General features: G+C 70.6%; 8 protein-coding genes. 6 read left to right on the forward strand and 2 right to left on the reverse strand.

The genetic code is table 11. The annotated features are described in order from the left end of the window. The first annotated feature begins 76 nt into the window (after nt 1-76). The 4 genes from KN815_RS02730 (at nt 77) to KN815_RS02745 (ending at nt 8,502) form a co-directional block, all read left to right on the forward strand. Nucleotides 77-1,381, forward strand: a complete 1,305-nt coding sequence (locus KN815_RS02730; RefSeq protein WP_253208709.1) for a HAMP domain-containing sensor histidine kinase — start codon at nt 77-79, stop codon at nt 1,379-1,381. Nucleotides 1,382-1,678: 297 nt separating this feature from the next. Beyond that, on the forward strand, nt 1,679-3,052 hold the full coding sequence (locus KN815_RS02735; RefSeq protein WP_216339787.1) for an aspartate aminotransferase family protein: 1,374 nt from the start codon (nt 1,679-1,681) through the stop codon (nt 3,050-3,052). 12 nt (nt 3,053-3,064) lie between these two features. Continuing rightward, nucleotides 3,065-4,366, forward strand: coding sequence for an aspartate kinase (locus KN815_RS02740; RefSeq protein WP_216339789.1), 1,302 nt, complete (start codon nt 3,065-3,067; stop codon nt 4,364-4,366). A 5-nt stretch (nt 4,367-4,371) separates the two neighbouring features. Then, nucleotides 4,372-8,502: a Pls/PosA family non-ribosomal peptide synthetase gene (locus tag KN815_RS02745; protein ID WP_216339791.1), complete on the forward strand. Its 4,131-nt coding sequence runs from the start codon at nt 4,372-4,374 to the stop codon at nt 8,500-8,502. Between the two features lie 75 nt (nt 8,503-8,577). Here KN815_RS02745 and KN815_RS02750 read toward each other — a convergent pair whose 3' ends face one another. Both KN815_RS02750 and KN815_RS02755 read right to left on the reverse strand, forming a co-directional pair. Beyond that, complete coding sequence (locus KN815_RS02750) at nt 8,578-9,513, reverse strand: M56 family metallopeptidase (RefSeq protein ID WP_216339793.1); 936 nt, start codon at nt 9,511-9,513, stop codon at nt 8,578-8,580. A 15-nt stretch (nt 9,514-9,528) separates the two neighbouring features. Next, nucleotides 9,529-9,906: a BlaI/MecI/CopY family transcriptional regulator gene (locus KN815_RS02755; protein ID WP_216339796.1), complete on the reverse strand. Its 378-nt coding sequence runs from the start codon at nt 9,904-9,906 to the stop codon at nt 9,529-9,531. Between the two features lie 144 nt (nt 9,907-10,050). On the opposite strand from KN815_RS02755, the gene KN815_RS02760 reads away from it, so the two are divergent. Continuing rightward, a complete protein-coding gene (locus KN815_RS02760) occupies nt 10,051-11,292 on the forward strand; it encodes a glycosyltransferase family 4 protein (RefSeq protein WP_253208710.1) in 1,242 nt (413 codons plus the stop codon). An 81-nt stretch (nt 11,293-11,373) separates the two neighbouring features. Further along, nucleotides 11,374-11,783 (forward strand): undecaprenyl-diphosphate phosphatase (locus KN815_RS02765; protein ID WP_301184539.1); only part of this gene is annotated, 410 nt, incomplete at its 3' end.

Here is an 11,783-nt window from a genome sequence, read left to right on the forward strand (position 1 = left end):
TTAGACGACGGCAAAACCGACCGATGGCGTCCCTGTCCCGGCGTCGCCGGGGTGCGCCCGCGCTCATGATGGGCGTATGAGACAGCGTGTGATGCGGGTGGCCGTGGCGGCGGTGCTGGTGGCACTCGTCCTCCTCGCTACGCCGCTGGCGCTCGGGATCCAGACGTCCTTCTTCGCGGACGAGCGCGATGAGCTGGAGCGCGTGGCCCTGGCCGCCGCCATCCATGTACCCCCGCAGTTCATGGTGGGCGACCACGTGGAACTCCCCGCCCATGAGCGGGGAACCGACATCGGGGTGTACGACCGCTCCGGGCGGCTGCGCGACGGCAGCGGTCCCAGGAAGGCGGACGCGATCGCCCGGGCGGCCCGGGGCGGGTCGGTGGCCCGCAGCCATGGCGACCACCAGATCGTGGTGGCCGTGCCCATAGCGACCGGGGAGCGGGTGATCGGTGTGGTCCGCGCCTCGACCGGGACACCGCAGGTCTGGCGTCGCATCATCCTGGCTTGGCTCGGCCTGGCCGGCGCCGCCCTGGTGGCGCTGGTCACGGCCGTCGTGGTGGCACGCCGACAGGCGCGCACGCTCACCGCGCCCTTGGAGGCGCTCTCGGCGAAGGCCGGAGCGGTGGCGGACGGGGATCTGACCGCGCGCGCCGAAGGCAGCGCGATCGCCGAGATCGACCAGGTGGCGCGTACCCAGAACACCATGGTCGAGCGTCTGGCCCGATGGCTTGAGCACGAGCGTCACTTCACCTCCAACGCCTCCCATCAGCTACGCACCTCGCTGGCCGGTCTACAGCTAGGTCTGGACGCGGCCGCCGCCGATCCCGACGCGGATCTGAGAGCGGCGGTGACGGAGGCCCTGGAGCGGGTCCGGCATCTTCAGCAGACGGTGGACGAGGTGCTCCGGCTGGCCAGAGCGTCACACCCCGGCGTTCCCGTGACCGCCCGGCCCGCCGCTGAGGTGGTCGAGGGGGTGGAGCGCCGCTGGCACGGCACATTCGCCGCCGAGGGCCGTCGTCTGGACTTCGGTGTCGAGCCCGGCGGGGAAGATCTTCGGATTCCCGATCGCACCGCCGAACAGATCCTGGACGTCCTGCTGGACAACGCCCTGCGCCACGGCCACGGCGCGGTCGCGGTCACGGTGCGCGAGATGGGCGGCACGGCCGCCGTCGACGTGTCCGACGAGGGCTCGCTGACGCTCGACCGGCGGGCCGTCTTCGAGCGCGGGGCGACGACATCGCGGGACGGCAGTGGCATCGGGCTGACGCTGGCGCGGGAAATGGCCGAGGCGGCCGGGGGGCGGCTCACCCTCGCCCGGACGACGCCCACCATCTTCACCCTGCTGCTGCCGGTCACCGAGCCACCGCCGCCACCGGAGTGAGCCGGGTGGCGGTGGAGGGCGACGGCCCGGGGCCCGGCTGGTCCTGCGGCTGCCCCTGGCGGTGCGACCCCATTGGCACGTTTTGCCGTCGTCTAACCTCCGTCGGGCCGGGTGTTAACCCCCCTCTTCCTAGCGTGGAAAACATCAAGGGTTCGCCCGCGGACGGAAGGCGTCACGAGCAGGCACACCATCGAACCAGCTCGCGCACGGGACGCCCCCGGGCGGTCCCGGCCACGACGCCGGGGCAGCCGCCGACCGCGCTCACCGCCCTCCGGCTCACGTTTGGGGAGGCTTCTCATGACAACGCTCCTCCGGCCCGCTCCGCTGACGGCTCCCCGTGTCAGCGGCGACCTGCCCGGCCCCCGCTCCACCGCCCTGCTGGCCCATCAGGAGCAGTGGGAGTCGAGTGCGCGGACCTACCCGCGCCATCTGCCCATCGCCCTGGCCGAAGGGGAGGGCAGCTTCGTCCGGGACGTGGACGGCAATGTCTTCATCGACTTCCTCTCCGGCGCCGGGGTGCTGTCACTCGGCCACAACCATCCGGAGCTGGTGCGGGCCGTTCGACGGCAGCTCGGCTCCCTCACGCACGGCCTGGACTTTCCCACCCCCGCCAAGGACGCCTTCATTCAGGTCCAGCTCTCCATGCTGGCGCCGGAGCTGCGCCGGCGCGCACGGCTGCACTTCTGCGGGCCGACGGGAGCCAACGCTGTCGAAGCCGCCATCAAGCTCTGCAAGATCGCGACCGGCCGGGGCGACATCATCTCCTTCCAGGGCGCCTTCCACGGCAGCACCCACGCCACGATGGCGCTCAGCGGGCTGGTGTCCCAGAAGGCGCCCGTGCGCGACGGCATGCCGGGAGTGCACTTCTTCCCGTACACCGCCAGTGGCCCGGCGCCGGACGGCTGCTCCGTCAACGGCGCCGACCTGCTGGAGCAGGCGCTGCGGGACGGCAACGGCGGTATTCCGCTGCCCGCCGCGGTGATCATGGAGATGGTGCAGGGCGAGGGCGGAAACTTCGTCGCCCGTACCGACTTCGTCCGCAAGGTGCGCGAGGTGACCCGCTCGCTGGGCATCCCCCTGATCGTCGACGAGGTCCAGACCGGCTGCGGACGCACCGGCACCTGGTTCGCCTTCGAGCAGTACGGCATCGAGCCGGATGTCATCGTGGCATCCAAGGCACTGAGCGGCATCGGTCTGCCGGTCGCCCTCATCCTGTACGACGCCGCGCTGGACACCTGGGCGCCGGGCGCGCACATCGGGACCTTCCGCGGCAATCAACTGGCCTTCGCCGCCGGGGTGGAGACGATCCGCATCATCCGGCGGGACGACATCCTGGGCAACGTCCGCCGAGGGGGTGCGCGGATCGCGGACCGGCTGGCCGGGCTGACCCGCAATCCATGGGTCCGCCAGGTGCGCGGCCGCGGGCTGATGTGGGGGATCGAGCTGGCGGACCCCCGTGACGGCCGCCCGGCCACCGAGGTCGCGGCCGCGGTCCAGCACCATGCGCTGCGCCATGGCCTCATCGTGGAACGCGGCGGACGCGACGACGCCGTGGTGCGCATCCTGCCCCCGCTGAACGTCACCGCCGAGGTCGTGGACACGGCCTGCTCGATCCTGGTGGACGCCGTGTCCACCCGCGCCCATCGTTCCTCTGTTCCCAGAGAGACCTGAGAGGGGCATCGGATGGCTCTCATCGTCCAGAAGTACGGAGGCTCGTCGGTACCCACCACCGAGCGGATCAGGCGGGTCGCCGAACGGGTGGTCAGGGCCCATGACGAGGGCCATGACGTGGTCGTGGTGGTGTCCGCCATGGGCGACGCCACCGATGAACTCCTCGCGCTGGCCCAGAACGTGGACACCGCACCCTGTCCGCGGGAGCTGGACACCCTGCTGAGCGTGGGTGAGCAGGTCTCCAGCACGCTGACCGCGATGGCGATCCACGCGCTCGGTGCCTCGGCGTGCTCCTGTTCCGGCCGCCAGGCCGGGGTGATCACGACCCCGGCCCACGGCGGGGCCCGGATCGTGGACGTACGGCCACGCCTGGTCCGGGAGGCGCTGGACCGCGGGATCATCCCAGTGGTCACCGGATTCCAGGGAGTGTGCGGGGAAAACGACGACGAGATCACCACCCTGGGCCGCGGCGGCTCCGACACCACGGCGATCGCCCTGGCGGCGGCGCTCAAGGCCGACGTATGCGAAATCTGCACCGATGTGGACGGGGTGCTCACCGCGGATCCAAAGATCGTGCCGGAGGCGAGGCCGATCGACCACCTCACCTATGAGGCCATGCGGGAGCTGGCCGCCGCGGGAGCGCGGGTGCTGGCCCTGTCCAGCGCCGAGTACGCCGAGCGATACGCGGTGCCCCTCCGAGTCCGGTCGTCCTACGACGAACATCCGGGTACCTCCGTCTCGGACGAGCCCGAGCGGCCCCCGTCGTACGGGTCCCCCGCCCGGGTGGTCGCCCTGGCCCATGACCCGTCCCGCACGAAGATCACCCTGTCCGGTGTGGTGGGCCGCGCGGGGGCGGCGGCGGGCATGATGTACGCCCTGGCCAAGGCGGGGAGCGGGATCGGCACGGCTGACATCCGTGCCGTCCCGGCCGGCGACGGGCGATCCGGCGCGCTTACGCTGGTCCTGCCCGTGACCGACGCCCCCGCCGCGCTGGCCGCCCTGCGGACCTGCCGCCGAGGCATCGGCTACGACGGCCTCACCATCGAGGACGAAGTCGGGACCGCGTCGCTCGTCGGCTCGGGATTCCGCTCGCACGCCGGGACTTTCCTCCTGCTGAGGAAGACGCTGGACGAGATGGGCGTGCCGTTCGAGCCGGTGACGGCGTCGGACACCCGCGTTTCCGTACTGTGCCGTGCCTCCCTGCTGCCGGACGCCGTACGCGCCCTGCACAAGGCGTTCGTGGAGCTGGAGCCCGCTCAGCCCCTGTGGCAGACCAGATCTGATCAGGCCGTGGCCGTAGCACGCATGAGGTGAACACGATGCTGGGAAATGACCAGAACGAGGCGGTGCCCGGACGGCCGACGTGCGCGTGGACGCCGATGTCGCGGAGTCGTCCGGATGGCCTGCTCGCCTGCGCGGGCTGGGACGGTTCGGTTCGGTGGCGGGACGGCGAACGGCTTGAGCGGTTGTTCGAGGAGCGCTGCGACCGGATGCGTGCGCGGGAGAAGGGAGACCGACTCGCGGTGGACGCCGGTGCCGTCGCCCTCACGTACTCGCGGCTGGACGAAAGGGCCAACCAGCTCGCTCGTTTCCTCATGGCCGAAGGTGTACGGCCCGGCGACCGGATCGGGTTGCTGCTCGACGAGGCGGTGGACGCCTATGTCGGGATGCTGGCCGTGCTGAAGGCACACGCCGCGTACGTACCGCTGGATGCCGGGTTCCCGCCGGATCGTCTGAGCTACATCGTGGCCGATGCCTCCGTGCGCATGGTCCTGTCGCTGTCCCGACTTTCCGAGCGGACGCGCCCCCTCGCGGACAGTGCCGAGTTGCTGTTTCTGGATCGGGTGCGGTCCAGGGTCGCGGAGCAGTCCCCCGATCGGCCCGATGCCCTGGCAGCCGGGGAGCCGGCCGACGACCTGTGTTACGTCATCTACACCTCAGGATCCACCGGCCGTCCGAAGGGGGTGGCCGTCGGGCATCCCGCTGTGTGCAACTTCGTCCGGGTGGCCTCGGAGGTCTACGGCATCACCTGCGACGATCGGGTCTACCAGGGGATGACCATCGCTTTCGACTTCTCCGTCGAGGAGACATGGGTGCCCTGGATGGCCGGTGCCACGCTGGTGCCCAGACCTCAAGGGCCCAGCCTGCTCGGTGCCGAGCTGGACGCGTTCCTGCGGGAGCACCGGGTCTCGGCGCTGTGCTGCGTTCCCACCTTGCTGGCCACCCTGGACGAGAACGCGTCCGAGCTGCGGTTCCTGCTGGTATCCGGGGAACCCTGCCCACAGGATCTCGTCACCCGCTGGCACCGGCCCGGCCGCCGGTTCCTCAACGTCTACGGCCCGACCGAGGCGACCGTCACGGCGACCTGGAGCCCGCTGGCCCCCGACCGCCCGGTGACGATCGGTGTCCCGCTGCCGACGTACTCGGTCGCCGTCCTCGATCCGGAACGGGACACGGCCCTGCCACCGGGCACCATGGGAGAGATCGCGATCGGCGGGATCGGGCTCGCCGACGGTTACCTCAACCGGCCCGAGACGACCGAACGTGCCTTCATTCCGGACTTTCTCGGCATCCCCGGGAATCCGTCCGGCAAGATCTACCGGACCGGGGACCTGGGCAAGATCAACGCGCAAGGTGAGGTCGAACATCACGGCCGCATCGACACCCAGGTCAAGATCCGCGGCTACCGCGTGGAACTGACCGAGATCGAGTCGGTGCTGCTGCGCCTGCCCGGAGTCGCCCAAGCGGTGGTCAGCGACCGGGAGATCGCCCCGGGAACGGTGGAGCTGTGCGCCTACTACACCACCTGCGCGGGCATGACCGTGGATCCCGAGCGGGCCGTGGCGCACCTGCGGGAACGGCTGCCCGGCTATATGGTCCCCGCCTATCTCGAACACCTCACGTCGATCCCGATGCTGCCCAGCGGCAAGGCGGACCGCCGGCGTCTGCCGCAGCCGACCGAGCCGCGCCGGCTCACCTCACAGGGCGACGACACGGCACCATGCACCAGTACCGAACGGATGCTGGCCGAATTGCTGGCCGCGGTCCTCCAGGTCGAGCGGGTCTGTGTGGACAGCCACTTCTTCGACGACCTCGGTGCCAACTCCCTGCTCATGGCGCGGTTCAACGCGGCCGTGCGCGAACGCGCGGACCTGCCCGCCGTGTCGATGAGGGACGTCTACCTGCATCCCACGGTGCGCCGGCTCGCCACAGCCCTGGCCAAGGCGCCGTCCCCTCCCACGCTCGACCGCGTACCGCGGCAAACGGGCGCCCCGATGGTGGGCAGGCTCCGGTACGCCCTGTGCGCGGCTCTCCAGTTCCTCATGTTCCTGGTCTACGTGAGCCTCGCTTCGGTGGCGCTGGACGCCGGAACGTCCTGGATGACACGGGGGCAGGGATGGCTCGATGTCTATGAACGCGCGGTTGCCCTCGGCGCCGTGGCGCTCATCGGCGCGAGCCTGTTCCCGATCGCCGCCAAATGGATACTCATCGGGCGGTGGAAACCGCGGCGCATCCAGTTGTGGAGCGCGACCTACGTGCGCTTCTGGTGTGTCAGAACCCTCATCGTCGCCAACCCGCTGGCCCGCCTGACGGTCGGAACGCCGCTGTACACCCTGTACCTGCGGGCACTCGGCGCCAAGATCGGACCGCGCACCGTGATCTTCACCCGGTGGGTGCCGATCTGTACCGACCTGCTGACCATCGGGGCCGACACCGTGATCCGCAAGGAAACCTTTCTCAACGGCTACCGGGCACGCGACGGGGTCATCGAGACCGGACCCGTCACCATCGGCGCCCGCGCCTTCGTCGGCGAACACAGCACTCTCGACATCGGCGTACGGCTCGGCGACACCGCTCAACTCGGCCATGCCTCCGCGCTGCACGAAGGCCAGTCGATACCCGCCGGGCAGCACTGGCACGGCTCGCCGGCCCGGCCCGCACCAGAGGGATCCGACTACCTCACCGTTCCGCCGGCCCGCTGCGGCCGCCTGCGGCGAGTGTGTCACAGCCTCATCACGCTGCTGGTCCTGATGGCCACCGTGGGAGTGGCCGAGGTGGCCGTCGGCGCGCTGTTGGAGGCCCGGCCCGCGCTGATCCATACCGTCACCGGAGCAGGCGGCCCCGGCAGTTGGACGTATTACGCCGACGGCCTGGAGATCGCGGCGGCCGCGGTGCTCGGCCTCGCCCTCCTGGGGGCGACCCTCGTACCGGCCCTGTCGCGAGTACTGTCCCGTCCCCTCAGGCCGGACACCGTGTATCCGCTGTACGGAGTGCGCTTCACACTCCAGCGCGCCGTCGCCCGGCTGACCAGCACCCGCTTCACCATCGCCCTGTTCGGCGACAGCTCGGCGATCGTGCACTACCTGAGGGCCCTCGGATACCGTCTGGCACCGATCGAGCAGACCGGAACCAACTTCGGCACGATGCTCAAACACGAGGTGCCCGCCCTCAGCCGGGTCGGCACCGGGACCATGGTCTCCGACGGGCTGTCCATGGCGAACGCGGAGTACTCCAGCACCTCCTTCCGCACCGGCGTGGCCGCCATCGGAAGCCACAACTACCTGGGCAACAACATCGTGTACCCGGCCGGCGGCAGGACCGGCGACAACTGCCTGCTGGCCACCAAGGCCATGATCCCCGTCAGTGGTCCGGTCAGGGAGAACACCGGACTGCTCGGCTCACCCCCCATCGAGATCCCACGGTCGGTCGAGCGCGACCACCGCTTCGACCACCTCGCCACCGGACCCGGGCTCCGGCGCCGCCTCAGGGCCAAGAACCACCACAACGCAGGGACCATGGCCCTGTTCCTGACCGTGCGCTGCCTGTACGTCTACGGCCTCCTCCTGATCGCGATGTTCCCTCTGACCGGCAACGGCGGGCTGTACTGGCTGGAGACGATCGGCACCGCCCTCCTCGAACTCGCCTTCACGGTCGGCTTCTTCGTGCTGGCCGAACGGGCCGCGCTGGGCTTCCGTACCCTGCGGCCACGGTTCTGCTCCATCTACGAGCGGTCCTTCTGGCGGCATGAGCGCTACTGGAAGGTGCCGTCCATCGTCTACCTCGCGATCTTCAACGGCACCCCCTTCAAACCCGTCATCTGGCGGCTGCTCGGCGTCCGCATGGGACACCGGGTCTTCGACGACGGCTGCCGGATCCTGGAACGGGCCCTCACCCAGGTCGGCGACGGCTGCGCCCTCAACGCCGGCAGCATCTTGCAGGCACACTCGCTCGAAGAGGGGGTCTTCAAATCCGATCGCATCACCATCGGCAACGGGTGCACGATCGGCACCAGCGTCTTCGTGCACTACGGCGTCGTCATCGACGACCACGCCCGCATCGACGCCGACTCCTTCCTCATGAAGGGCGAACACGTCCCGGCACACGCCCAGTGGCGCGGCAATCCGGCAGTGGAACTGACCACCGATGCCGCCTGCCGCAGCAGGCCGTAGTCGAGCGTGCCCGAGCGTTCGGGCAGGCGTACCCGCCTTGGCCGTTCGTTCACCGTCCCTGGGCTGCCGACCGGCCTATCGGGCGCCGACGGTTTCCAGCAGGAGGTGGAGGTCGTGGGCGGCTTCGGCGGTGGACAGGGCAGTGATGGCGAGGACCGTGGCCGTCGCGGCGGTGAGGACGGGGTGGCGGCCGAAGGGGGGTGCGAGCAGGGCGGCGACACGGCGGGGCACGGGTCCGGCGGCGGCGAGCGGGGTGCGGCGGCCGAGGATGCCCAGGGCGGCGCCCGGAGTGCGGGCGGGGACCTGGTGGGCGGCAAGGGCCGCTTTGCCGACGGTGCGGGCGACCCGCTCGCGGTCGCCGGTGGCGATGGCCGCGTTCTCATCGGCCCACCGTTCGATGGTGTACGTCACGGCCGTGGCGAGGGGGCGCAGCAGGGGGTTGGCGGCGGCGCCGAGCTGGGTCAGGGCGACGAAGGCGTAATGGTGGGCCGTCAGGTGGGCGCGTTCGTGGGCGAGCAGGATGTGGCGCTCGGTTTCGTCCAGGGTGTGCAGCATGCCGGTGGAGACGACGACGCGGCCGGGCAGGCCGGGGATCGCGAAGGCGTTGGGGGCCTCGTCCTCGATCACGACCAGGCCGTCTTCGGCGGGCATGCAGGCCGCTTCCAGGGCGGCGGTGGCCAGGGTGCGGGCGCGCCGCCAGAGCATGCGGGCGGCCATCAGGACGGCGGCGCCGAGCAGGAGGCCGGAGATCAGGGCGACGGACAGTTCGGCGGGGTCGTCGCGCTGTGCGGCGTGGGCCGACCAGTGGCCGAGGCCGGCCGGCTGGGGGAAACGGATCAGTCCGGTGATGGCCAGCAGCCCAAGTGAGATGGTGGTCGCCGTGCCCAGTACGAGGGCTGAGGCGGTGAGCAGCCAGGTCGCCAGGCGGGGTTCGCATCGCTCCGCCAGGGGGCGTGCTCCGAGGGGAGCGAGCAGGGAGAGCAGCAGGGGAACGTAGACGGCGATGCGCATCTGGACTGCCTCTTCCTACTGGTCGGGGTCGAGCAGTTGGCGCAGCAGGTCCGCATCGGTGGTGGACAGCTCGTCGGCGAAGCGGGCGAGGACGTCCTGGCGGTCGGACCGCTCTTCCAGGACCGAGCGCATGCGGCGGGCGGCGAAGCCGGGGTCGTCGGTCACGGGGGCGTAGGCGTAGGCCCGGCCGCGCGGGGTGCGGGTGAGCAACTGCTTGGTATGCATCCGGGTGAGGATCGTCACCACGCTGTTGTAGGCCAGCTCGTTGCCGAGGCGTTCGGTGACCTCCCGGGGGGTCAGCGCGCCGTCGGCCCGCTGAAGCAGTTCAAGGATCTCGGCCTCGCGTGCGCCGTTGGGCCGCTTGGGCCCGTGCCCTGGCGTGCGGATGCCCATGCGGTTGGCCTCCCCTCTCCCATCACCTACACTCGCGTAGGACTCCTACACCGGTGTAAAAGCTGTTTGTCTCCCAAGTGTGCCATGCACGCGTGCCTGGGCAGAACTCTGCCTTGGGCGGGCACGGCCGGAAAGGACCCTGCGGTGCCTTTGGCCCTCAACCCGCTGAATGCCGCCCAACCGAAGATCACCTTCCTGATCCACAATGTGTACGCGATCGGCGGCACGATCCGCACCACGCTCAATCTCACCGCAGCCCTGGCCGACCGGCACGAGGTGACGATCGTGTCGATGCTCCGCCACCGCACCCGTCCGCGCTTCGTCATCGATCCACGGGTGACGGTGGTGCCGCTGGTCGACCTACGCGCGGACGCCGCCGACCCCCTGCTCCATCAGCCGGCCGAGGTCTTCCCCACCGCCGAGAAGCGGTACGAGCAGTACAGCCGGCTCACCGACCAGCGGGCGCGGGAGTACCTGCGGAGCTGCGACGCGGACGTGATCATCGGTACCCGCCCGGGCATCAACGTGTACCTGGCCCACTTCGCCCCGCCCCAGGCGCTGCGCATCGCCCAGGAACACCTCACCCACGACATGCACACCAAGAAGCTGCGCGCCCAACTCGCCCGCCAGTACCGCGACCTGGACGCCGTGGTCACCACGACCGACGCCGACGCGGCCGTCTACCGGGCGAGGATGCGGCTGCCGGGCGTGCGGATCCTGGCCATACCCAACAGCGTGCCCGACCCGGGCCCGCCGCCCGCCGGCGGCGCCCCCGTCATCGCCGCGGCCGGACGGCTGGTGCGCGCCAAGCGGTTCGACCTGCTCATCGAGGCGTTCACCGATGTCGCCGCCAAGCACCCCGACTGGTCACTGCGCGTTTACGGCTCGGGCGCCGACAAGGAGCGGCTCCAGCGGCTGATCGAGGAGCAGGGCCTGGGGGGCCGGGCGGCGCTGATGGGCGCGGTGTCCCCGATCGAGGCCGAGTTCGCCAAGGCGTCGATCGTCGCCTCCGCCTCCGACGCGGAGTCCTTCGGCATGACGCTGGTCGAGGCGATGCGCTGTGGCACACCGGTGGTCGCCACCGACTGCCCGCTCGGTCCCGCCGAGATCATCAACGACGGCGTAGACGGCCGCCTGGTCCCCATGGGCGACCGGCAGGCGCTGGCCGCCACGCTGGGCGACCTGATCACCGACGAGCCCGACCGCCACCGCATGGGCGAGGCCGCCCGCGCCGCGGCCCGCCGCTTCGATCCGGCCCATGTGGCCCACGTCTACGAGGAACTGTTCGGCGACCTCGCCGCCACGCGTTCCTCCCGTGCCTGGCAGCGTCGCAAGGCCCGCTGGCGCAACCGTGCGGGCCGGGCCCTGCGCCGTCTGCGCCACTGACCCCGATCCCGCTGACCGCGGCCGCCCGCGCCGTTCCCCAGCGGGCACGGCCCGCTCCATCCACCACAGAAACGGATCCAGATGAGTGCCATCAGCATCGGCCAGGCGGCCATCCTCGGCATCGTCGAAGGCATCACGGAGTTCCTGCCCGTCTCCTCCACCGGCCATCTGAAGATCACCGAAGGGCTGATGGGCATCCCGGTCGACGACACCTCCGTGGTCGGCTTCACCGCCGTCATCCAGGTCGGCGCGATCGCCGCGGTGCTGGTGTACTTCTTCAACGACATCGTGCGGATCGTCTCCGCCTGGGGCCGCGGACTCGCCCACCGCGAACAGCGGTACCACCACGACTACAAGTTCGCCTGGTGGGTCATCTACGCCACCATCCCGATCGTGATCGTGGGCCTGGCCGCGAAGCCCCTCATCGAGGGCCCGCTCGCATCCCTGTGGGTGGTCGCCGGCTCCCTCGTCGCCGGGTCCGCTGTGATGTG

It is taken from the genome of Streptomyces niphimycinicus (assembly GCF_018883605.1).
Lineage (GTDB): Bacteria > Actinomycetota > Actinomycetes > Streptomycetales > Streptomycetaceae > Streptomyces > Streptomyces niphimycinicus.

Bases quoted from the DNA above. Each gene is read 5' to 3' on its own strand.
- KN815_RS02750 (WP_216339793.1), bottom strand. From the start codon at position 9,513: ATGCGCATCGCCGTCTACGTTCCCCTGCTGCTCTCCCTGCTCGCTCCC.
- KN815_RS02745 (WP_216339791.1), top strand. From the start codon at position 4,372: ATGCTGGGAAATGACCAGAACGAGGCGGTGCCCGGACGGCCGACGTGC.
- KN815_RS02735 (WP_216339787.1), top strand. From the start codon at position 1,679: ATGACAACGCTCCTCCGGCCCGCTCCGCTGACGGCTCCCCGTGTCAGC.
- KN815_RS02730 (WP_253208709.1), top strand. From the start codon at position 77: ATGAGACAGCGTGTGATGCGGGTGGCCGTGGCGGCGGTGCTGGTGGCA.
- KN815_RS02740 (WP_216339789.1), top strand. From the start codon at position 3,065: ATGGCTCTCATCGTCCAGAAGTACGGAGGCTCGTCGGTACCCACCACC.
- KN815_RS02755 (WP_216339796.1), bottom strand. From the start codon at position 9,906: ATGGGCATCCGCACGCCAGGGCACGGGCCCAAGCGGCCCAACGGCGCA.